General features: G+C 49.2%; 17 protein-coding genes. 5 read left to right on the top strand and 12 right to left on the bottom strand.

Translation table 11 applies throughout. The features are described from left to right. The first annotated feature begins 225 nt into the window (after window positions 1–225). Both ABXT62_RS10480 and ABXT62_RS10475 read left to right on the top strand, forming a co-directional pair. Window positions 226–1,521: a hypothetical protein gene (locus ABXT62_RS10480; RefSeq protein WP_415355212.1), complete on the top strand. Its 1,296-nt coding sequence runs from the start codon at window positions 226–228 to the stop codon at window positions 1,519–1,521. A 639-nt stretch (window positions 1,522–2,160) separates the two neighbouring features. Beyond that, window positions 2,161–3,087, top strand: a complete 927-nt coding sequence (locus tag ABXT62_RS10475) for a hypothetical protein (protein WP_415355210.1) — start codon at window positions 2,161–2,163, stop codon at window positions 3,085–3,087. 393 nt (window positions 3,088–3,480) lie between these two features. Here the strand turns inward: ABXT62_RS10475 and ABXT62_RS10470 are convergent, their stop codons facing one another. The 4 genes from ABXT62_RS10470 to ABXT62_RS10455 form a co-directional block, all read right to left on the bottom strand. Further along, window positions 3,481–4,794 (bottom strand): sigma-70 family RNA polymerase sigma factor, encoded by a 1,314-nt coding sequence (locus tag ABXT62_RS10470; protein ID WP_415355209.1) that lies wholly within the window; start codon window positions 4,792–4,794, stop codon window positions 3,481–3,483. Window positions 4,795–5,397: 603 nt separating this feature from the next. Next, the gene (locus tag ABXT62_RS10465) at window positions 5,398–5,607 is read right to left on the bottom strand and encodes a DUF3820 family protein (protein WP_415355207.1); all 210 of its coding nucleotides are present in this window, start codon (window positions 5,605–5,607) and stop codon (window positions 5,398–5,400) included. Window positions 5,608–5,908: 301 nt separating this feature from the next. Next, complete coding sequence (hemH, locus tag ABXT62_RS10460) at window positions 5,909–6,931, bottom strand: ferrochelatase (protein ID WP_415355205.1); 1,023 nt, start codon at window positions 6,929–6,931, stop codon at window positions 5,909–5,911. Window positions 6,932–7,595: 664 nt separating this feature from the next. Continuing rightward, window positions 7,596–8,249, bottom strand: a complete 654-nt coding sequence (locus tag ABXT62_RS10455) for a TetR/AcrR family transcriptional regulator (RefSeq protein WP_415355203.1) — start codon at window positions 8,247–8,249, stop codon at window positions 7,596–7,598. Window positions 8,250–8,467: 218 nt separating this feature from the next. On the opposite strand from ABXT62_RS10455, the gene ABXT62_RS10450 reads away from it, so the two are divergent. Further along, the gene (locus tag ABXT62_RS10450) at window positions 8,468–10,882 is read left to right on the top strand and encodes a TonB-dependent receptor (RefSeq protein WP_415355201.1); all 2,415 of its coding nucleotides are present in this window, start codon (window positions 8,468–8,470) and stop codon (window positions 10,880–10,882) included. Between the two features lie 850 nt (window positions 10,883–11,732). Here the strand turns inward: ABXT62_RS10450 and ABXT62_RS10445 are convergent. From ABXT62_RS10445 to ABXT62_RS10425, 5 genes are all read right to left on the bottom strand, one after another. Beyond that, a complete protein-coding gene (locus ABXT62_RS10445) occupies window positions 11,733–12,497 on the bottom strand; it encodes a class I SAM-dependent methyltransferase (RefSeq protein ID WP_415355199.1) in 765 nt (254 codons plus the stop codon). 12 nt (window positions 12,498–12,509) lie between these two features. Continuing rightward, window positions 12,510–13,238 carry a class I SAM-dependent methyltransferase gene (locus ABXT62_RS10440; RefSeq protein WP_415355197.1) on the bottom strand — a complete coding sequence of 243 codons (729 nt, stop codon included), beginning with the start codon at window positions 13,236–13,238 and terminating at the stop codon, window positions 12,510–12,512. A gap of 6 nt (window positions 13,239–13,244) precedes the next feature. Continuing rightward, a complete protein-coding gene (locus tag ABXT62_RS10435) occupies window positions 13,245–14,360 on the bottom strand; it encodes a glycosyltransferase (RefSeq protein ID WP_415355196.1) in 1,116 nt (371 codons plus the stop codon). Between the two features lie 912 nt (window positions 14,361–15,272). Continuing rightward, the gene (locus ABXT62_RS10430) at window positions 15,273–17,765 is read right to left on the bottom strand and encodes a heavy metal translocating P-type ATPase (protein ID WP_415355195.1); all 2,493 of its coding nucleotides are present in this window, start codon (window positions 17,763–17,765) and stop codon (window positions 15,273–15,275) included. 48 nt (window positions 17,766–17,813) lie between these two features. Beyond that, on the bottom strand, window positions 17,814–18,245 hold the full coding sequence (locus ABXT62_RS10425; protein ID WP_415355193.1) for a hypothetical protein: 432 nt from the start codon (window positions 18,243–18,245) through the stop codon (window positions 17,814–17,816). Between the two features lie 165 nt (window positions 18,246–18,410). On the opposite strand from ABXT62_RS10425, the gene ABXT62_RS10420 reads away from it, so the two are divergent. Continuing rightward, the gene (locus tag ABXT62_RS10420; RefSeq protein WP_415355192.1) at window positions 18,411–18,611 is read left to right on the top strand and encodes a hypothetical protein; all 201 of its coding nucleotides are present in this window, start codon (window positions 18,411–18,413) and stop codon (window positions 18,609–18,611) included. Window positions 18,612–18,684: 73 nt separating this feature from the next. After that, window positions 18,685–20,340 carry a right-handed parallel beta-helix repeat-containing protein gene (locus ABXT62_RS10415; protein ID WP_415355191.1) on the top strand — a complete coding sequence of 552 codons (1,656 nt, stop codon included), beginning with the start codon at window positions 18,685–18,687 and terminating at the stop codon, window positions 20,338–20,340. Between the two features lie 348 nt (window positions 20,341–20,688). Here ABXT62_RS10415 and ABXT62_RS10410 read toward each other — a convergent pair whose 3' ends face one another. From ABXT62_RS10410 to ABXT62_RS10400, 3 genes are all read right to left on the bottom strand, one after another. Further along, complete coding sequence (locus ABXT62_RS10410; RefSeq protein ID WP_415355190.1) at window positions 20,689–20,829, bottom strand: hypothetical protein; 141 nt, start codon at window positions 20,827–20,829, stop codon at window positions 20,689–20,691. Between the two features lie 248 nt (window positions 20,830–21,077). Beyond that, on the bottom strand, window positions 21,078–23,450 hold the full coding sequence (locus ABXT62_RS10405) for a di-heme oxidoredictase family protein (RefSeq protein WP_415355189.1): 2,373 nt from the start codon (window positions 23,448–23,450) through the stop codon (window positions 21,078–21,080). Between the two features lie 316 nt (window positions 23,451–23,766). Beyond that, the gene (locus ABXT62_RS10400) at window positions 23,767–24,030 is read right to left on the bottom strand and encodes a hypothetical protein (protein ID WP_415355187.1); all 264 of its coding nucleotides are present in this window, start codon (window positions 24,028–24,030) and stop codon (window positions 23,767–23,769) included. Window positions 24,031–24,161 lie beyond the last annotated feature (131 nt).

Here is a 24,161-nt window from a genome sequence, read left to right as displayed (position 1 = left end):
AACGAGCAAAGGGCATTACTTGTCTACAAACAAGTGATGCCCTTTTTTGTTAAAACCGACATTTCGTCACCTTTAGATCACCTTGTGCGCCGCCACTGCCCGCACGATGTGGCGTATAAGCAGTTGTCCGGATTACCGTAACTTTTATCTTTTCGTTCGCTCTGTAAGTTCCTATCGACATGCCTATTATATGATCTATACTCGGTGAATTCTGAGGTATATTTCATGATGGATTTTAGGACATTTCTAGTCCGCACGCTCCCGGCCGCACTGTTAACAGTGCTTGCCTCCTGTGGGGGAGGTGGGGGCGATAGTGGCACCTACTCCGTGGAAAATGCCAACGACGCCTCCGCATTGACGAAGGACCCGGCACTGGCGGTCTTTAATGACCCTGGTGCCGGCCCATGGGAGCTGGTAGCAACGGAGGCTTTAATCGAAGAATGCGGTCTGGACCCCGACATTCTCGCCAACGTTGATGAAACCGCACCGTTTTCCTACGCCATCGTTCGCTATGGAAAGCTTTGTCACGAATTCTACCGTCCCGATCTGCCTGGAAAAAATGAGCCCGTCAATAATTACTCATCGACTAAAACGCTGGCAGCCACTCTGATAGGGCGCGCAGTTTTAATGAGCGAAGATCTACCGAAGCCACTGCGCGACACCGATCGCATGGATGCCTGGATCGATGATATTAGCTTCAATCCCGACGCTCAGGTTGCACACGTTCTCGCGATGCTGGGATACAATGAAAGCTTGGCGTTCGGCCAGCGCATCTATTCCTACGATGCCGGCGGTTCCCGCGAAATCAATCGACTGAGTGACGTTGTTGCAGAAGTGATCGCGCAGGACAGCGCACGTTTCAGTGGTACAACCACGGCCGGTGAATTTGCCCAGCTAGAAATATTCAACCGCCTCGGCATGAACATGAGCGCATGGACGGGAGAGAGTTTTGCATCCACCTGGCATTCCAACTTGCGCGACATGGCCCGCCTCGGAACATTGCTAGTACACGACGGCGTATGGGACCAACAGCGCCTTGTAAGTTCGCAGTGGATTTACAAGATGACTCACCCGGCTTTTGAAGATGCCAATACTGCCTATGGTTACCTGACGTGGGTGGCATCCAATCGCAATTATTACTTCCCTGGTTTTGACATCAAATTTCCTTCACCACTGGGAAACTGTCAGCCACCGGCGGTCTGGAAAGAGTTTCCCCACACGCTCAGCGAGTCCACCGATTGTAACTATGACGGCGCGTACTCTTGCCTGCAGACCTATGACGTAGGAGTCTTTGGAGGCCTGGGCGCTGGCGGACAAAACATTGCGGCGCACCGAGGCCTTGACCTCGTCATGGTCACCAGGAATGCTGGTGGCACCGCTACTCTTACCACGCCCTGGGATCTGATTCGCACGGCACTGGTGGAGCATGATCCGGTGTACGCTGGAGATGAGGACGCATTTTGTAACGCCTATCGCGAAGGCGATTACGCCCCAGATCTAATCCCTATTCCTGAACAGTAGTCTCTTTAAATTTACAGGCGCGCTATGCATGCAGAAGTTCAGCTTGATGGGGCTGTAAATGCTGATCGTATTTATGCTCGCGTGTCGGCTGCACAACGTTGTGTATCCAATCGTGCTGTAGACGTTCAAACACTCTCTCGACAACTTGGAATCTTATCAAAACTGGTTTCTCATGGAACGGTTCAGAGCGCGTTTGAGAGGGCCGCGGCAGTATAGAAATATCAAGGGGTATTGGGGAAACATCGACTGGTTCGAGACCAGTTCGCACAATGATCCTGGCGTCAGAAGTAGGATTTTACTACCTTTGCAGCACTTCTGAAAAAGGCTATCGTCACCAACAAAGACCATATAAGCAGAAAACAACGCAATGGTGTCAATATAACGAGGTTACGATCAAAAATAATCGCACTGGCAGCGTGTCTTTTTGTCAGTATGTCCATGGTGGTCGTTTGCGGTTAGGTTTGCCCAGCGGCAGCGACTTTGGTGTGTTAGGGCGCATTGGCCAGCTGCAGTCGCTGCAGGCATGGGTTTATTGTCCCAGCTGGCCTAGTCAATGCAATATTCACAAATTTAACCTCACCTTTTTCGATTTCATCCGCGTATAACTGCCAGCACTCACTGTTAAGGAACCGATCCTACATGTTTAAACATGCCCCAGCTTGGTATAAAGCTTTATTCGCTTTGTTTGCTTTATTCTCTAGCGCTGTGTTCGCACAAGGAGCCCGTCAGGTAGATGATCAATGGACATGGAGTGCTGCGGGCGGCGCTGTGAACCAATTTTCGGCGGATCTAAGTGATGGGTCAGGTGATTTGAGTGTCACGCGAGGCTTCCTAAGCGCCGGGCTAGGGTATGCGTGGAGCCGTGATACGTCCGTGTCGGTTTCTTTTGGAATTGGCACTTCCGATTACGACTTTTCATCTGGGGCCCTAATCGACGGATACAAGCCGTGGGGGCGCATCCGAGACTATCGACTCTCAGTGCCTGTTCGCTTTTCTCCCACTGAAAAAATGAGCGTCATTGTCATCCCTAGTATTCGCACCCATGCAGAATCTGGGGCCAGCCTTCGTGATGGTCGTACAGAGGGGATGCTTGGAGGCTTTAGTTGGAAGTTTTCGGACACACTGTCTATCGGGCCTGGGTTTGGCTGGTTTTCTGATGTGGGCGACGAAAGCAACGTATTTCCTATTCTTCTGGTTGATTGGAAGATTACCCAGTCACTTAGTCTTAGCACAGGGCGAGGACTGGCTGCATCTCAGGGGCCAGGGTTATCCCTTAACTATGAGGTAGATCGAAAGTGGACGCTTGGATTGACGGCGAGATATGAAAAAACACGGTTTTCGCTTAAGGAGCGAGAGGGTCGCAGCGCGGGGGTGGGAGAAGACTCAAGTACTCCACTATACATTGTTGCTAGTTACAGCCCTTGGCCAATGACCAGCATGACTGCGCTGGCGGGCGTTGATATTGGCGGGACTATGTCTCTGGAAGATGGTCAAGGACAGCGGGTTGCTAAAACAGACATAGACACAGCGATGGTGTTTGGTTTTACCTTCCAAAGTCGCTTTTGATCTGACCTTAAGTGCTGCCCTAACGTTCAGGTGTGCAAGCTGAGAAATTCTCAGCTCTCGAAAAGTTAATTTTCTGATACGTCTTACCACGCTGGTGGAGCGTTACCCCGCATTTGCAGCATCTGTTACATCATGCGATCGATGGTAAAGCTTGCCGTCGCCTGCTTGGGTGGAAACTCACGCAAAGTCGTCATTTACTCATCCATTACCTGCTGTGTGGTCATAAACAACCATAACTAATCCGCAAAGAAACTAGAGTTCAGGGAGGTTTCATAGGGTCTGTGCGCTGATTTTAGTCACTAGTTCGACACGGCATAATGATGTCGCTAGACGCAAAGCACCATAAACGTCAGGCACCGTGATATCGAACAACTGGTCGCTTTTACAGTGAGCTCAATCCTGCATCTGATAGTCCGAAAAGGCCTCAGCCACGCCATCCGTATTGCGCAGCTTGCCTAACGCAGACATCTCTAGTTGGCGAATACGCTCGGTAGACACAGTGAGGTAATCGGCGAGTTCTCGGCGACTCAGCGGCGGAGAATCGTCTAGTCCCCAGCGCAATGTAATCACGCTTTGCTCCTGTGGGGCCAGCGTCTTCAAGCTAGTCATCAAAAAACGATTGAGTGAGAGCTGCTCTGCTTTAGCGGCCGGCCGCGAATAGGTTACACCACTGAGCGTGTCTCCCAGTGTCAATCCGTCAGGGTCGTTGTTAAACGTGCTATCGAGCGATACCGACAGGTTGCCAGTTTGTTGCAGACGCGCTACGGCATCCGGTTCGATTTGTAAGCGATCGGCGAGCACCCTTACACTGGCATCTTCACCGGTGGCATTGAGGTGCGCCAAGCTCTCGCGATATAAACGATTGACTTGCTCATTGACATCGGACGGTAAACGCACGAGAGACCGCTGGTCCTCCAGCATCCGGCGTGACGACTGGCTGATCCAGTTGTAGGCGTAAGTGCTGAAGCGATGGCCTGTCCGGTAGTCATACTTTTCGGCGGCCCTGATTAGTCCCAACATTCCGCTTTGCACGCGATCCATGTAGGGCACGGTTGTACTTTTCATCTTGCCAGCGATAGAAAACACGAGGCGCAGGTTGTGATTAACCAGCTGTTCTCGCGCTTTGAAATAGACTTTTGACTGGCGACGGAACACCTGCCGAGAAATATCGCAAATAGGCAGTGGCTCTTTCGCAGATAGCTCGACTGTAGCTGCTGTGCGCCAGAACTTCTGCCAATAGCGCAGCGCCATCGCGATCTCACCAGAATCGCTGCTGCCCAACTGTATATCTGCAAAGCCCGCAACTAACAGCGGTGACAGGTCCAGCTGCGCGAGTATCATCTGTGACTCGTCGTTATCGGAGAGCTTGTGAGCTTTTCCCAGCAGCTTATGCAGACTTTTTAGCTGTACGACTTTAGCCGTGTCTTTCAGTAGATTAGACTGCTCACGGCGCAAAACGTAATAATGCTCCTTTTCTGAGAACACATTAAGACTGGGTGGGTTCTCCAGGAGGTTGCTAACCCACTGTTTGAGGAAAAAACGGCTGCGCACATCAGTAAGCAATGCTTCCAATAGCACGTCACGTGTTTGCCATTTCCTCTCATCGATATCCCGCTCCTCCTCTGCTGAAAGAAGCGGGTAGTTGCGTGAATGCGTGTACAACCATTCAAGGCCTTCACCATCGTACGCTTTAGAGACTTGATTCATCTTCTTTACCTCTTGTTACGGTGATATATACGGAAGGAAAGCCTTTCTGGGTCAATAATTGTAGTACGGCTTGAAGTCAAAGGAAGTCGAATAGAGAGGTTTTCGACGCAAGTCCGCAGATGGGCCAAGCGGACACGTGTCTGACGGTTATTCTGGTTAGGTCAAACTTGTTTGATGAATAGGCGACAGCAGCAGCTTGAAACCCACGAACAGATCTATCGGGACGCTGGCGTAGAACGTGTTTACGCTCAATTCAGGAGCCGGTGATATACACATTACAGGCGTCGCCAGGCGAGAAGACAGTGTTTATCAATGTCGAAGCAGAGGAATTCTCTTCAAGAAGGCTCTTTTTTGGGTCACACCCTTATAAGTCAGCTGATGTTATGCCGAGATTTTCTGGCACGATATAAAACGAAATTTTTCGTATCCAGGCCTCGTTAGATAGAAGGGTTTTATAAAAACAGCGAAATAGACGCATTACCGTATTCGATGTTTTCTTAAGGGAAAGCATTCAGCTCAAAGGTCAAAGTAGGTTAGACGAATGTGCATGCGAATACTTTCTTGTATTACTATTACTTCGGTACTAGAGCCCGTCATAGGCTACTAACGCTGGAATCGGCGCAACATCCCCTCGAGCCCGTTAAGTTTAACTTCATAGATTAAAGCCATTTGCGCGCCCAACTTGCTCTGAGGAAAGCCCTTGCCGTGGTACCAAACCAAATATGGCTCAGGCAGATCAAGGAGCTGACGCCCCTTGTACTTGCCATAGGGCATTACCTGATTGATGGCTTGCAGTAAGTCTTTGTTATCCATACATTCTTCGAAAGTTAGAGTGGTCCGACTTAAAAATTCAGGAGACAAATAAAGTGGCTAGCGGCACTAAGATCAACACAACCATGAATTTAAAAGATGTCATTTAGATAGCCTCTATTCAATGGTATTTCAAGCAGCCGCCGATGACTTCACAATAGTCGAATCTGCAGCAAAGGCAAACTTTTCCCCGCGGCCCCATTCACCCGCTGACTCTAGGCTATAAAAGCTGGATGCTCTATCGACGCCTAACGCTATGCCGCATAGTGTTTTAAACGTTGGCTAAACTCTCTAAAAACTAGCCTTATAATTTTTTTCTTATGATCTCTTCTAGACCATCAATAAAGCGTTCATGATCATTAGAGCTAGGGACTAATTGAATCTTTTCGCCCCCGTGGTCTTCAAATATGTCTTGGTATTCATGACCGATTTCAATGACTGTCTCCAAGCAATCCGCGACAAAAGCGGGACTAAATGCGAGTAATTTTTTTGCACCTCGTCTCCCTTGCTCTTCTACTACTTTGTCAGAAAAAGGGGTAAGCCACTTTTTGTCTAAGCGAGACTGAAAACAGACGGTATAGTCTTCTTCTTTTAGACCTAACTTATCGGCAATAAGCCGAGTTGTTGCATAACTTGTCGCCTTGTAGCACAGACTATTCTTATCGTTAATTTCAGTTTCACAAGGGGCCTCACTACAAAGGTTGTCCCCCTCATATACTTTATCGACGTGCTTTTCCGGTAAGCCATGATAGGAAAATAAAATATGATCGTAGTCTTTTAAATTAAAGGCCTTTGAGCGCTCAACAATAGAATCGATATAGCCGGAATTATCCCAGAACTGATTGACAATACTAATTTCTGGTGTAGTCCACCATGTACTCATTATCTTCATAGCACGTTCTATGGCAGAGCCACTTGACGCACTTGCGTATTGTGGGAACAACGGAAGGACAATAACATGGTCGTAGTGGAGTGCCCGCATTTCCTCCATGACATCAGCCATAGAAGGGTTTTGATAACGCATCGCCATATACACATCAACATTCGACGATTTAAGTCGCACTTTAAGCTTTTCCTGAACCTTTTGAGTGTGCACCAGTAAGGGCGACTGGCCCTCTCCAAGATCCCAGAGCTCTTTATAAATTTTGGCCGACTTTGGCGCTCTAAAAGGTACGATAATACCGTTCACCAATAATTTTCTAGCAAGCCAGGGCAAATCAATCACTCTAGGGTCATTCAAAAATTCGCCTAAGTAGCGTCTTACATCACTCGTCTTTGGACTATCGGGCGTGCCTAATTGGATTAAAAGAACTGCTGTCTTCTTCATTTCTTAGCGCTTTCCTAGTAAACAAGTATTTTGGGCAAAGATACCATAATTGTATTGTGATGATACGGATGTTCCTTAGGTTTAGACTTTATTCATTCATTAGAAAAAATTCCTTCTGCGTCATTCTCACCCTGTGCGACACGGGGATCAATCTGGAAGATAAGGGTGAGACCTTCGAGGAGTATCACAGTGTTGTGCCGGCCTAATGCAAGTGGATGAGTATGCTCTTACGTGGTTTGCCCATACGGTAGATGCTGTTCCATTGCAGAACGTCACAGAGCAAGAGTAGTCACGCGTCGTAGCTCTTGGATTACGCGAATATGCTGCGCGACTGGTAACAGATGCAGAATCCTAAAGATCACGCCACCAATAAGAGGGTGAATCCCCCCCCCAGGGGTGCCAAACATATCGCCCCTAGAGGCTCTGTATTGTCTATGGTGTGGCGTGAAAAATTGGCGTCTTCATTCGAGCAGGGGGACACACCTTTGGCCTAACCGACGTTGAATGTCAGCAGGTTGGGCAGTGCCTTGTGCGTGCAAAGCTGCAGTAAACAGAAATGAAGTACAGGAAAAAATGGCACTTGCTTTTTAATCTGCGGATGCTTGATGGTGTTTTAAGGGCACGCCGGACGATCCGTTTATTAAAAACTAAATCGTAAAGACCTTTATTTGTCTGACCCCAGCAGCATGGATACCAGCATATCGGCATGGCCCTCGACCATGCCGTCTTCACAGGGGTCTACGTCAAACAGGTCCCGGCACTCTGCGGCAAAAGAGAAGATCGTGGAAGTGGCACTGATCATAATGTAGTACCAGTGAATAAACGCATCTCTATCCAACCCCTGGATTTCTTTCACCAGTTTTTCCATGGCAACTGTGGCGGGCCGTATATGATGCTCAATCATGTACTGGGTCCGCCAGCTATGCTGGGTGGCTTCCTGCGCGACCAGCCGACTCAACTCGGGATGGCGGGCATGAAAGTACACATAAAAACGCACCACGAAGGCCAGGCTTTCACGGCCAGACATCTCCTGGCTAATGAGCAGGCGCTGATCGAACTCTGTTTTCATTAGTCCGTAGATGTCATTGGTGACTCTTTTCCACAAAGTATCCTTGTCATCGAAGTGATAGGCCAGCAGGTTGCGCTTAACCCCCGCCGCATTTTCAAGATCTCGCACGGATACTCCGTCGAAGCCGCGCTCTGAAAACATCACCGTGCCCGCCTTAATAAGCTTGGCGCGGGTAATTTCAGCCCGCTCCTGTACTCGGCGGGTACGTTTTATCGGAGTTTCGGGCTTGTTTTGCTTGTTCTGGGGCATTTTTGGCTCTTATGCTCTGCTGCTTAGAAGCTGGGGTTATAGTGGAATAAGCTCTCCTCTAGCGCAGCTTATTAAACTTGTCTTCTGACAAATAAAGTGGGACAATCTCATTAAACTTGTTTACAGTCAAGTTTAATATATATATGGCAAGCTAGGCTAGCGTGCACAAATACCAATGCGTAGTTTGGAAAAGATCTGACCTTAAAGGATTTATACTGATGAAGCACCCACTGCACCAATATCAACGTACGATACTTTTCGCCGCTCTAACCAGCCTGTCTGCTAACTCGATGGCGCAGATGGTGCTTGAAGAAGTCGTCGTTACTGCCTTCAAACGCGAAAGCAACCTGATGGACACGGCCGCATCATTAAGTTCCTTCGATGAAGGCACCAGAAACCAACTCGGTATCGATACCGGTGCTGATATCGCACGACACACGCCATCACTGACGATTGCACCGAGCAGAGTCAGTATTCGCGGTGTGGGCCGTTCCACCGTGGCCCTAGGGTCTGACCCCGGTGTCGGTATTTATGTGGATGGCGTGTATACCACCGAAACCGATATTTTCGGCTATTCAAATTTTCTGGACATAGACCGAGTGGAAGTACTTAGAGGGCCGCAGGGTACCCTATACGGTCGAAACTCCATTGGTGGCGCGGTTAATTTTATCAGCACACAGCCCAATAATGAGGCCTGGGGCGGCACAGTGGTTGTTGAAGCAGGTAATTATGATTACCTGATCCTGCAAGGGCTAGTGAGTGGCCCAGTAACCGAGGATTTGTCGGCATTAGTGGCGCTTTCAACGATAACGCGTGAAGGCTTCCAAAAAAATGAAGGCAGCAGCAAACGTTTCGATGAGCGAGACAGCGTGTATGGCACCATCCATTTACAGCACGATACAACGGATAACTGGACTAACTCCCTCAAGGTGTTTAGGGCCAAATCTGACCGTAAAGGCGCCCAGCCTTATGTACTAAACCCCTGGTCAACGGCGTTTATTCAACCGATAAGCTACATCAGTGATGGGAGTGCCGCTAATTTTTCCGGGATGTTTCCAGCGCAGAATTTTGCCAATGGCCAGCAGGGTGCAACGGGTCAAAATCCAGCATTAGACAATGAGGATAGAATATCCGTTGATTTTGACCCCTATGTTGACTTGCATCGTAATTCAGCGACCTTCATCAGTGAATATGACTTCGAACAATATACGCTCAAATATACCGCTGGCTATTCTCAATTCGAGTATAAGTCTGATTTTGATGCTGATGGCATGAAGGCATCGGAATCTGGTCTGGACTGGGGCCAGTTGGAGAACTTGGCCGCGTTAGGGGGGGGGACGGTTGAAGACGCGACCGGATTCGGCTTGACGCCAGCCATGACCACCCGGCCTTTCACTCAGAAGAACGATTCGTACTCCAACGAACTGCAGTTGATTACCGATTTAGACGGTAGCCTGAACTTTATCGGCGGTTTGTATTATTACAACAGTGATGAGAAGCAGACGCTGCAGTTTATCGAGAGTAATGGCGAGCTTATGGCGACCTATGCTTATTTTGGTCAGTTTATAGGGCCAGTCAGTGGGGACAATTTGTTGTTTAACGGCCGCTCCGAGCTAGAGACCAATGCTTATGCAGTTTATGGTCAGATGGACTGGGACTGGACCGCTAGTACCATGGTAAATGTGGGGTTACGTTATTCCTATGATGAAAAAAAGGGTTCGGATCAAACCTTTGTGCAGTATGTCGGGGACCCAGGCCAGCGCAACGCTGATGATGATTGGGACCAGGTGACCTGGCGTATCGGGCTGGATCACAATATAACCGATAACCACTTCCTCTACGGTTTTGTCGCGACCGGCTACCGGTCGGGTGGCTTCAACCTGATGGCGCCAAACGAGACGACTGATGTCAATACCGTCGACCCTGAAGAACTTATTTCTTACGAGATAGGTTATAAGGGCACGATGCTTGATGATCGCCTAAAGCTGAGCACGTCAGCTTATTACTATGACTACACGGATTTGCAGGTACTTAAACAAGAACTTATCAACGGTGTGGCAACGCCTGTTTTTGAGAATGCTTCCGATGCTACGGCCTGGGGTTTGGAAGGAGAGCTGATGGCATTGTTGACCGACAGCCTAATGTTCAGCGCGAACTATTCTTACAACAAGACCGAGTATAAAGATTACGACTCCATTGATACCGTTGCCTGTGCCCTCGGGCCGTTGCAGCAGGGAAACGATCTAGCGCCGCTGTGCACGGAAGAACAGGATCTCAGCGGCAATGAGTTCTTATTGTCTCCACAGTATAAGGCCTCGGCTAACCTGGTCTACCAGTGGGAGCTTATCGAGTTTGATTGGAGTGCAATGGTGAGTTACCAGTACGTTGGTGAGCAATATACCAACGCTTTTAACAATGATGAGTACGATAAGCTGGACGCTTATGGTCAGTGGGACGCGCGGCTAAATATTTTCTCACCAGACAATGTCTGGGAGGCTACGGCCTATGTGAAAAATCTTTCAGACGACAGGGAGTCCATCTACAAAGAGCGGCCTAGCACTGTGTCTACGCTCCAGTCACAGGACCTGACTAATCCGCGCATGTATGGCATTAAGCTTACCTACAATTTCTAAGCCTCTATCTCTGGGCGGATAACTCATCCGGGGCACACAGTTCCGGTATGAGTCACGCTGCACTCATACTAAGGTCGCTAGAGGTCACTCAAAAATCGGCGCAATGCCATCTGCCTTGCGCAAGCTCACGCAGAATCTCCTTAGAGCCAACGCCAGCGCAGAGCACCTTGACCTCTCGACAAGCTCTGCAGGCTTAGCTCGCCCAGACACAGTAGATTGCTCAGGACATCATTGCTCACGCATACTGAGTTTACCCAGACCGTAAGAGCACTGATCCTCACGAAGATGCCATCAAGAAGAAGTATAGAAAAAATAAAGTGCCTGTTGAGTAGATTTCCTTACTGAAGGTGCCAAGTGAACTGGAGAAGTTCGCGAAAGACTCGCCTACTCGCCTGGAAATTTGTTTGCGGCGGTGATCGCACAATTCATATCCGTTTATTACTGAACGATAGCATGCAACAGTCGCTGCCATGCGTTTTTCAGTAGCGTCGTTGCTGGTTGAGCGCTGTGGTTGCGGATTCGCTTCCTGCGAAAAGAAGTAATGGCACAGGGGGTGCCCGCGATGGTGGCACCAGGTGCGATAGGGTAGGGCGGCCTTGTTCCTTCTCGCGGCAGCACTAATTACATCTACAAATCGGATGGAAAAGCCAACAAACTGGTGCCACAAATTCCGTTCCCGCTGTCCTGTCAGATTGCCGCCACTGAATATCCTATGCTTGTGGATCCCATATGGAGCGGTCTAAAATGCAATGGGGTTGCTATTTATTCAAAGGGTGCGGAAGAGTGGTGGCTCAGCAATACAAACCCTGAACTAACTCGACTTTCTAAAGTTTTGCGGACGTCTTCGTTCCTAACAATTGACTGCCCCCGACGAGTCACCCACTTTTCGGCAAAAATAGGTGCCAACTAAATACCCTTTTACACTTTTAATCTCAATCTTTGATAACTCTCTCTTCTCAGTGAAAGAATGATTGAAGGGAGGTTTACTCAAATCGACAAAAGAATTTTTGAATCTTCTAGTGCTAGCGCCAGTTGGAATATTTTTGTTGGGGGTTGCAGTTGAGTCGCTAGGACGGTGTTCGATCACTAACAAACTACCGCAGTGGTCAATATTGTCCAGGATGCTTTGAATAGTCTCATTACTGAGGTGTTGAAGGACCTGCCTTATGAGAACGAGATCATAGTATTCAAAAGCAGTACTACTGGCATCCATAACCTTAAAATGAGCTCTGAAATCGTCTGTTTTTTGCTTGGCAACTGTTAGTGCCTGCCTTGAAACATCTATTGCGCAATAGTGCTTTAGGGAGACATTTCGCCTGAGCAGTTCAGAAACGAACTCACCATCGCCGCAGCCAATGTCCAGTATGCTACGTGCGTTAGAATCGGCAATGAGCATGTTAACGGCATCCACTGTTGAACTCAGTAGTTCTCCGCGAGAACCCAGCCCTGAAAACGCAGCGGAGCCGTCACCTCCCCACATTCCGCTTTCATAAATCTTTGAAAATATGTCAGCATTACTATGACTACTGTTGGTTAGTCGCAGCAGCAAGTAATAGGCGCGACCAAAGAAATTCTGAACCCTTTCACTTACTATTCGCAAAAACCAATTAATCACTTTCCCACACTCTCAATTGATGCCAGCTTTGATGGATTTTAGTCGGCCGGTGGCCAAAATTAGATTGCCCACACCAAAATGTCGACATAACGTGCCAACATCATTGGCAGGAGATACGAGTTTATCCGAAATTGCCGCCAAAAATGGGGCGAGGCCTACGATTGTGTTTAGACGAGTGTCGAACAAGTGGCTCAGCTGGCGCTGCAACTTACCCGGAGTATATTTGTTTATGTGTTGGTCCTTGTAACTTACTCGCGAGCGTGCATTTACTGCCAATTCTATAAGTGGCCAGAGGGAGCGGTAGTTGGGTGTTGTCAAAATGAGGTGTCCGGCGGGTTTAAGCAACTGTGACATCTGTTCCAGGAGCTGGTCAACGGTGCTGTAGGGCAGATGCTCTACTACTTCTATTATCGATATTGCATCGAATTTCTCACCTCTGGCAATTAGTTCATCAAGCGAACTGGTCTCAAAAGACAAGTTAGTGTTGCCGTAGATTTGGTTCGCATACTCGATCTGAGGTGCACTGAAATCTAGCCCGATAGAACCTCTACCGACTTTGAAGTTCCCTAGGAACGTGCCTGGCCCGCAGCCTATATCGAGCCAGCGGTCCGAGGTGGGCACTGCATTTGCAACAGCTGAAAACTTCAAGTGATGCCACCAATATTGTATTCCGGACCCGACGCGATAAATTTCGTCATAGTATCCGGCGGGAATACCTTCTTCATAATTGTAGTCGGTCATTGGTGGCTATCCGCCTTGGCTTCTACCGGAACGTCGATTCCAGATAACTCTATTTGCAACACTGTATCGCCAGATCAGGTCTACAAGTACACCCGAGAGACTGGAAATAATTGTAGAGCCGCCCTGAATTGTAAAGACATAGGACGCCACACCAACATTTGCAAAAATTCCAATCGCGGAAGCTGCTCCGTAATAAGCCATGCCTACAAGAAGGTCCTTACCTAAAAGCCGCCGATCCGAGTAGGTCAATACGTTGTTGATCAAAAAGTTGTTTACCATTGCTGTCAAAGTGGCACCCAGCTGAGATGCCCAGAAATCGAATCCGAAAAAGAGTAGAAAATATAGTGTTGAAAAATGTATGGCGGCGCCAAATGTCCCTACTGTAACAAAACCGATAAATCTTGCCGGAACTACATAACGCAAAACCTTTGAAGCAAGATCGCAATACAGGTGCCAGATCACAAGAGGCTCTAACTTTGACTCACCATAGGTTCTCTGACCGAAGTGAAACTGTATCTGGGCCACCTTGCTATTTCGATTGTGGTAAAGCAGATCAAAAAGGATCTTAAACCCCTCGCCACTTAGTCGCGCCAGACTGGAGCTAGCCATATCTCTGCTGACGGCAAAAAACCCAGAAAGAGGGTCATATAGCTGGCGCCCTAATACCCAATTGAGCGCTCGATTTCCATACCTTGAAAGTCGATTTCTCCAAGCTGAAGACAGCCCCTCTAAGTTATCCGTACTATTGTGACTGTCAAACCTCACGCCAATCGCAATATCGCAGCCATCGTGAATCGCCTGAACCATGTCCGGAATTATTGAGGTGTCGTGCTGCAAATCGGCATCCATCACAACACAGACATTCCCATGTGCTGCTTGAAGCCCCCAAATCACTGCCGAAGCCAAACCCCGCTCAGTTTTACGCTGAATGCATCTAATTCTGTGGTTATGCTCTGCGTGACCACGTATTTCAGCAGCTGTGCCATCGGGAGAGTCATCATCAACGAATATGACCTCCCAATCTAAATGGGCGCCATCAAGGCTTCTAGAGAGTTGATCAAGTAATTGGGCAACATTGCCAATTTCATTGAAGCAGGGGGTAATGATGGATACGTCAGTCAAATTGCTACCCGCGATTACAGAGTCATTATTGTATTGGATCCAGCCAAATGAAATTTAGTCCAAGTAGCGCGGCTATTGAGGTGCCAACCGTTTTCGGTATATGGATTACAATCAGCGGTTTTTCTGGATCATATTTTTTCACTTTCTGAATTGCGCTCCAACCATGGTTCTCGAATTCACTTTTTGTGCGTTGATCTATCTCTTGAGGATATCATAGCCTCCCTTGTGATAAAAACCTGGGTGTAAATTAGGCAGTGGTTATGTCGATTAAGTGACGCATGCGACCGTCCGAGTGCTGGCTAATTTTGGATATTTGGGAAGGGGTCTTATCGCCCCAGTGGAGCCCCACGGTATCAGTGTGTCAAAGCCACGACCAAGAACGAGCTGGAAGATCTGGATCAGCTGATCAGTCAACGTGTTGCTAGCGATGATCTGAATTTTCCGTGGTAAACTCCCAGGCAGTATTCTCGAATCCAGGGGGTAGATTGCACCACTAACGGCTTCGGCTACACGTCTAGAGTGGCGCTTCTTTTCCTCAAGGGCCCCACCCGGTTTTGACCAATCTCGGCCCGAAAAAATACGATCTGTACCTAAATTCTATAAAAATCCTTATCAATCAGAGAAGTTTCTATATCCTTATAATAGATAAGTCCTAAAAGTATAGGACAAATAAAAGGGCTATCGTGAAAAAATAGCCTCATCAATACGAGTTACCGCGCCTAAAAATATCAAGGCTAGTCGGTCTGCCTCACTGATCCCGCTAACTGAGCTGAAGAGATGCCTTTATTCGTCTTGAGATGGCAACGCTGTAATTATAGGCTGTGGGCTGACAGCAGCAAGGGCTGTCGGTGAATTAGCAAACCGCCAACAACACGTCAAAATCACGCGGACAAATATTAGCGCGCATATAGTTTACGCGAGTTTTAGTTTGCGTAGGCGTAACGAGTTACTGATGACGGACACCGAGCTTAAACTCATCGCTACTGCTGCAGTCATCGGGGACAGCAAAATGCCAAAGGTCGGAAATAATATCCCGGCCGCTATAGGCACTCCTAGTGCGTTATAAATAAAGGCAAAGAACAAATTCTGCCGGATATTAGTCATTACTGCATGACTGAGTTGTACCGCTTTGAGAATGCCTGATAGATCACCGCTAACTAAGGTGATTTCGGCACTCTCCATCGCTACATCGGTGCCGGTGCCCATAGCGATGCCGATGTCGGCCTGCGCCAGTGCTGGGGAATCATTGATACCGTCGCCGGTCATCGCTACGATTTTGCCCTCGGCTTGTAAATTTTTCACTCTATTCAGTTTGTTTTCGGGCAGGCACTCGGCTTCGAAGTTACTTAGCCCTAGTTCGTTGGCCACCGTTGCTGCAGTATTGGCATTGTCGCCAGTCATCATGATGACCTGAATACCTTTAGTCATCAGCGCAGCAATGGCCTGAGGACTACTCGTCTTAATGGCATCGAAGATAGCGATAAACCCTCTACACGAACCATCTATGGCAATATAGGAGACGGTATGTCCCAGTCTCTGTTGCTGTTCGACTCTAGATTTCAGTTCGGATTCGATGACGATAGCCAGTTGTTCGAACAATCTAGGGTTTCCCATAGCCACCTGGTGATTGTCGATTAGGCCGAGAATCCCTTTGCCCGGGAGGGCCTCAAAGCGACTGGATTCAGGTAGATTCGCCTGCTGGTCTTTTGCGTATTGCACTATTGCCCCTGACAGTGGGTGCTCGCTGTGTTGACTGAGGGAGGCGGCCATTTCCAGCAGGGTATCTTCCTCTCCTTCGTATTGCGAATAGACCTGGTTTACCGAGGGTTTACCCTCAGTAATCGTGCCGGTCTTGTCCGTGATTAGAACGTCGATTTTTTGCAGAGTCTGCAAGGCTTCCGCATTTTTAATGAGAATCCCTGACTGCGCTCCTTTGCCTACACCCACCATCACCGACATCGGTGTAGCTAGACCCAGGGCGCACGGGCAGGAAATAATCAGCACCGCAATCGCATTCACAAAGCCGTACACCAGGGCAGGCTCTGGGCCATAAATAGCCCAGACGATAAATGTGATCAGGGAAATCCCGATCACCGCGGGAACAAAATACTTGGCGATGCTGTCCGCCAGTTTTTGAATCGGTGCGCGCGAGCGGCTTGCGTCGTTGACCATCTGGATGATTTGGGAGAGCAGGGTATCGGCGCCAACCTTTTCAGCCAGCATTACAAAGGATCTGGGGCCATTGATGGTGCCGGAAGTGACGGTGTCGCCCGCTGCTTTATCGACCGGTATCGGCTCGCCAGTGATCATCGACTCATCCACGCTACTGCCACCCTCCGTGATTTTTCCATCGACCGGTATTTTGGCGCCGGGTTTTACTCGCAATTGATTCCCGGCGTTCACGTCGTGGATGGAAATCACTCGATCGATGCCATTTTCGACCAGCGTGGTCTCAGAGGGGGTCAGGTTCAGCAAGGCTTTTATCGCGCCGCTGGTCTGGCTATGGGCTCTGGCCTCGAGTAGTTGGCCCAGTAACGCCAGCGTCAGGATAACTGCGGTGGCTTCGAAGTAGAGGTGTACGCTGCCCGTGTCGGTTTTAAATTCTTCGGGGAAAACGCCTGGATATAATAGCCCGAACACACTAAAGGCAAAGGCTACACCGGTACCGATGCCGATCAGGGTAAACATATTCAGGTTCATACTGATGATGGATTGCCAGGCACGCTGGAAAAACATGCGGCAGGCATAAAAGACTACCGGTAGGGTGAGCAGAAATTGCAACCAGTCCCAATACTTTAGTTTCATCAGGTCGGGCAGGGGATTTCCTGGGATCATTTCACCCATGGCGATAATAAATACCGGCGACGAAAAGGCTGCGGCTATCTTCAGCTTTTGCAGCAGATCCCTGTACGCTTTTTGTTCCGCACCTTCATCGGGTTCTCTGGCTACTAAGCCCATGTCGCAAATGCGGCAGTCACCGGGTTTGTCTTCAATAACCTCTGGGTGCATGGGGCAGGTGTATAGGGCACTGGGCAACAGGCTGGGCTGCTCCAGCAAATCCATACCGCAGATGGGGCAGCTGTTTGGTTGTGTATAGGTCTTTTCACCTTCGCAGTGCATTGGACAGTAATAAATACCGCTCCCGTTGACCATAAGCTTAGAGTTCGTATTTTCGTGGCACCCACCAGTTTTTCCAGGAACATATATACGGTAGCTTGGATCAGCATCCAGTAGCGCTTGTTGCAGTGCCTCCAGTGTGACATGAGCGGTCATCTCAAGGGTGGTCGTGCCGTCGGATAACTCAACGTTTGCATCGGCCACCCCTTCTATAGCGTTGAGAGTCGTTTCAATTTTTTCTTTGCAGGCGCCACATTGAATCCCTGAGACTTTATACACATGTTCCACCCACTTAACTCCTTTAAGTCGCTATGAACTGTAATGGAAATAAAGCTACTACCAAGTTAACTTGTTTTTGCGAATACCGCGAGGACAACATCTATCTGCGGGGTGTAACGGTCCACAGACCCGCGCAGTATGAGAATAATCGGGCTGATCAACGAGATCTTCAAAAGAATCGACTTTTAGTAGATTGACGATTTTTTGAAGCTTTTGCTGATCTGTATCGCTATTGTTTTTCCAGCGCCCGGCCAAGCCTGAAAAGGAGCTTTTCAGGGCGTTCAATTGCCTGTCATCCCCTACGTCAAACAGATGCAGTTTTACATTCTTTCTGGAATGCAGTGCGAAATACAAACCAAACCAAACCAAACCAAACCAAACCAAACCAAACCAAACCAAACCAAACCAATGTATCCAGCCTGTCCCTAATTCGGCGGCGGTGGTATCTCTATCCAAAAGCCCGTATTGACAGGCAGTTTCTACCAGCAAGTCCCCTCTCTCTACGTAGGCATCAATGTTCTGTTTTTCTCTCCTCTTCTGACCAATACTATTGCCAAGCTTTCTGTAGGCAAGACGTGTTACGTTATTACGTGAAAAAGGCTTTCAGCGCGACTGCTGTCACAAAATATTTTTTCATTCCCTAGAAACCCCCCAATGGTGCCATTTACTAGTATTATTGGATGGGATGTGGCTGTTGATGAGAATCATAATGTGAAAGTCATGGAGTGGAATGGAGACCATAACGACATTAAATTTTCTGAAGCAACACAAGGCGCCTGTTTTTCTGGCCGGGGCTGGGAAAGCTCTGGAAAGAAAATTAGCCTGAAATTATCTATGCAAGCCAACCAAATTTAGCAAAGCGATCAGCCTGTAAGCGAAGAGTAATACATCCACCGCCCCCAAACCCGAAAAGAGAGGCTATATTACTATGCGACATCTTTATCGCGCTCAACTAGCAGCAATTTTCTACACATTGATTCTTTTATTCAGCGGTAGCAAGGCTGCAATGGCCGCCAGCTATTATGTCGACAATGTGAAGGGCAACGACGCGGCAAGTGGCGATGATAGAAGCCCTTGGCAATCTTTTAGCCTTGCAGCTTCAAGGCTGACAGCCGGAGACTCTCTTGTCGTCATACCTAATGGGCCAACACAACCCTATCGAGATAAGATAAGAGTCAGGACATCAGGAGAGCACGACGCTGTTATTACCATTACCGGCTCGGCGAATACCGAAAGACCTATTATTACGGGCGCGAGAGATTTCTCGGATCGTCTCGCAGGTGGCTCCATGCAGTGGAGCACTGAAAACCAGGATGGGATTTTATCACTGCACGACGCTGCAGAGCCCGTCATGCTCCTGGTTGGGTCACAGCAATCCTGGAAAGCCTCTGGACTTGACGCATTGGTGCGCCGTGAAAGAACGCCAGCCCCTGCCCTGCTGCCGGGACAATGGCATTACTCAGCAGATCAGAGAATTCTAAACTACAGACCACTGCTCCAAGAAACGATACAAAACCTGCACATTGAAGCCGTGCTACCAGGCACATTACTCCGAATCAAAGGTCAAAGTCACCTGACAATCGGCGATTTACAATTTCGCTATGCCGCCCATACCGCAATATTACTGTCGGGCGGAGTAAGCCACATACTGCTGGACAACGTGGCTGTGGAACACGCGGGAAAAAATGCCATTAGCGTACGAAGTGGGAATAACATCATCATTCAAGATTGTTTTATCAACGACGCGACCAACAACGGCATTGTATTCGGGGGGAGTAAGAACCCGCCATTAACAGACTCTGCAATACGGGGATGCAGAATATCCGGGGTCACAAATAACGATTGCATCACGCTTCACCAGGACAGTGCCGGAAATGATATTGGCTCAGGGTTTCGCATTGAAAACAACCTGCTCACCGACTGTGGCGAGCAGGGCATAGATGTCACTTCAGGACGTGACATTACGCTTTCAGGTAACACAACCTACGGCAATGGCGACTCGGGAATCGTACTGGGCCACGGCGTCGAAAACGTGCAGGTTAACAACCACCTGAGCGTAGACGATGGTCGCTATGCCGGCTTAATTGTCAATCGGTCAAAGGATATTTCATTGGTCAATAACTGCATACTTTCAAGCGTGAAACACCAACTGGTATTTAACGATACGCAAAACGTGCGGGTAAAAGGTAACGTTATTTATCAGGGAAAGAGCAACCGCGGGACCGTTATTGATATCGCCGGCCAATCAAGTGGCTTGCTATTCTCTGACAACATAAGCATTTCTGAATCCAGCAATAACAGTCTTTTACTGAGGTACCTGCAACACAACGATCCCACTGCCAGCAAGGTGATCTATGACAGCAACATTTGGAGCGCACCGCTGATTTCTGGTAATTTTTTTTACACCGCCGCGAAAGGAAAACACTCTCTGGGACGGCACAAAAAGGCCCATCAACCTGAGTCAAATGATCAATTTACTCCCGGGCTGGTATTTAGCGACATTCTCAATATAATCGTGCAAAATCAATGCAACCTTGACTTGGTCCCGCTGCTACACCACAACTGGCTTCCAGCGGAAGAATAGTGAACCTCACCCTGACCTTTTCCCCACGAGTAGAAGCATGACAACGATGAGATCTCCAAACCAGCACAATGAAGATTTCACCATGAAGAAACGTTACACCGAAGAACAGATAGTCAGAGCCATTTTATGAGGGGGGTGGATGGAGTAGGATGGGCTCAAAGTGGTAATATTTATAGCCGAGCTGTGCTACTGTTCAAAGTTACCGGACACTTCAATAAGATACAATAATTACGCCACTTATTGGGGTGTTTATGACAGAGAAACGCACTTACACACAGTATCCATGAGAATTTAAGGAAGAAGCTTTCGCATAGTGAGAATCCGTTAGCCTTGGCCACCCGCTCTGGATCAGGTCGGTCGAGTGGGCGAGTGGACCAATAACTGAAGTGCACGCGTGTTGTCTGCCAATTGCTCGCGCAACTGCTGCACCAATATCAGCGCAGCCATGCCGCCGCCGACCACCGCTATGGTGGTGGATTCAGCCGACATCGCAATCAACCCTCGATGTTGAGCCGTGGTTATCTGATTTATCCATACTATTTTCCCGCTTGTCGAGTGAACGTAAGTGTACTGCCAGGTTAAGACATGACCTTGCAACCCCTACTATATAGGTGGCAAAAGGCAAGATAATGCGGGTCACGCGCGTGGTGAACTCCATCACTTTACAATTAGAATATTTTAAGTCGCCGCTAAACGTAGCGGAATCTGCTCCTAAGCTCCTGGAACATGATGAGCGCCTAGAGCGACTTCAAAAAAGCGACGAGCGCCTGCTGATCACCCGCGGCGAGCTCTTCGTAAGCGGTCCTCGAGTTCTCTCCCTCTCCGCCGTGCCAACGAATGGCCTCTTCTAGAGTACGTGCCCTGCCATCATGTAAATAGGCCTCGCCCGCGTTGACGTCTGCGGTGAGTCCGACGTTCCACAGGGGCGCAGTGCGCCATTCGGCTCCCGTAGCGTCACCCTCAGGAAGAGTGTCAGCCAATCCAGGTCCCATGTCGTGCAGGAGGAGATCTGTATAAGGGTGGATTGTTTGCCCGCGAAGCTCGGCGAATGAGGCCTTGTCCGAAGTGGAGAATGTTGTGACATGGCAATCGGCACAACCTATTTCCTCAAAGAGATCCTCGCCTTGAAGGGCGGTCGCATTCTTGAGATCACGTCGAGCTCTTACCCCCAGGAGGGAAATATACTTTGTGAGATCCTGTAAGTCAGTATCGCTGAGTTCCGCACCTTCTGGCCCACAGTCCTCTTGCTCACGACCGCACTCTGGAGACGAAAAAATACTTGTGAGCACGCCCATGTCCGTCTGGAGGGCTCCAGCAATGTGATACTGCACAGTCGCTTGACCTGCTTTCCAGCCAAATCTTCCTAGGCGAGCATCACCAGATACCGGATCAGTCACAACGCGCATCCGTCCAGAGATGCCATCACCGTCCGCGTCACCAATATCCGCAAGCGCTTCAATTGCCGCCTCAGGTATGGCCTCCAGCAACCCCATTCCTACAAGTTGTGGGGCGGCGCGTGCAGAGAATGCAGCGGGAGTCACGTCTGAGAATTCATAGTTGGGACTTCTAAGCCCCCCCTCCTGCGTCCAACTCTTGATCAAAACTGTCCCCTCCGAGTCCCCGGTATAAGAGCCCGGCTGAAAGACTCCCCCCAAGAGAGGATCGGGGTTACCTTCCTCGTCTCCTATCTTTATCACATACTGGGTGAGCGGCGTTCCGACTTCAGGAGGAAGAGACCGAGTATTTTGCACATGACATGAATCACAAGACTCGTTGATGTAGTGAGGGCCCAGCTTGCCGGCTTGCTCCTCAAATACTGGATTCTCTGGATCTTCGTTGTGCTTGCCATCCTCAAAATCTGTATGCACTAAGCGACGCCCCCGAACGAAAGGTTGGGCATTGTCGCCAGAAAGGTTACCTGCCATCTGCATGAAGTGGTCGCGGGGTTCGTCAGAGTACTGATAGGGCAAGGTGGTGAGGCCCCCCAGCCAGCCTTCTTCGTCAATAGGCAGGGAGAACTCGTCATAACAGGGGCAGATATCATCGCTCGGACCGGGGGCATTCTTTTGCCAAGGCACAATGCCAACGCCCACGACATACATGATCGCTGTGCCGTAGTAATTCGCGCGCCCGCCCTTGGCGATAACGTCATCATGCAGAAATTGACTAAATTCGATCTCCATATGATCACCCACTTGCAGATCCTCTCCCGTGATCGCATTGCGATCAACCGAGTGAGTGTACAGCGCGGGCGAGCTCATATTGTCTACGATGGTGACGCGCCGATTGTCGTGGTACTCAGCGTTAGATCCGCCGCCCAGGTAGAAGAAACGCATGTCGGCTGCTGTGGTGGGCTCAAGCTCCTCCAATCGAAACTCAGTGGCTATCTCAAAGGAAATAGTTTTACCGCCTTGGGCCACCGTATCTGTGATCACAATCGAAGCCGTGCGATCTTCCCAATACATTTTGAGGTAGTGGTCGTACGCCTGAAAATTGTTTTCTCGAGCATGACGATCTCTCGCCCGATCGCCCCACCGTGTGATCAAAGCCGTGTCCGTCAGCTCCAAAACGGAAGCCTCAAGAGGAGTACCTTCATCGAAAAGAGGAATCACTCCTGGGTTTTCGACTACGGCTCCACCGCCCCCAGTACCGGAGTTTCCGTCTGATCCGTTGCCAGAACCAACCCCGTCAATACAACCTGCCGCGCCACAGCCAGCAAACTCGCAGAAATCACCACAACCGTTCCCGTTCGAGTCAGCCTGGCCGTTATTGGGAATCGTCCGGCAATTATCAGGCCCGGCAATGCACACGCCTTCAACGGCTATACCGCCATCGCAGATCATGTCGTTGTCATCGTCGTCATCGCAGGCGTCACCGCCATCACCTGCGCCATCGGTGTTACGCTGGTCGGTGTTGGGAATCAACGGACAATTATCACCTGCAGCAGGCCCGGCAGTGCAAACGCCAGTCACGTCTATATCGTCATCACAGATCGTGTCACTGTCAGAATCGAATGCCATCGCTTGACCCGATAGCATCATCAATATAATCAGGAGCGCGGCAGGCGGTAATAAGCCACGCTTAGCGGATGTTGAAGTGACAGCAGTCATTTTAAAGATTCCCGGAATTATTACTCTCTACCTTTATCTTTTTTTGGGGTTTCTTGCAAGTCCCTTACTACTTACTTTTCCCGGGTAGCGCGGCATCCTTCCAGCAAAAAACACCGGGACATTCGGCGCCTTGAGACGATTCAGGCTTTACGCAGCTTTCTGATGTCCACCACAGACAGCAGTCCCGCGATGATGCCCAGTAGCCACAGTCGGTTGGTGGGGGCGGGGGTTGCAACGGGAGGCGCTGGAGGCACCTGACGCATGACAAGTCAGGGTATCAGCGTCACTGGTCGTAATGGCATTCCAAATAGGCTAATTAGAGCGTCAACTCCCACCGGAATGTAATCGTCTTGTCACCGGGTTGTGGCACTAGCTCTAACGGAGTCACGGCAATCGCGGGATTGGCTAAGGAGGTCTTGATACTCTGCGCCCAATTCCCCTGTGCCATTGCGATATCCAGCTCCGGCGCCGGCCAATCTGGATGTCTGGCAGTGTCGCGCATAGTAATAGTCATGACGACATGATTGTCATCCTTAATGTCATAGCTGGTCTGGTAGAGCGGACCAATAGGTGTGTCCATCGCCGACTGCAGCAACTTAAGGGAATCAACCACCGTAATAAGCGCTATGTTTAAGTGTAGGACAAATAAACGGCCCGTTGAGATTAGGTTTCCTGACTGATCCTGCTAACTGAACCAGAGAAATTCGCGAA

This window comes from Halioglobus sp. Uisw_031 (assembly GCF_047729875.1).
Lineage (GTDB): Bacteria > Pseudomonadota > Gammaproteobacteria > Pseudomonadales > Halieaceae > Marimicrobium.
This window is presented reverse-complemented; position numbering and strand designations above follow the sequence as displayed.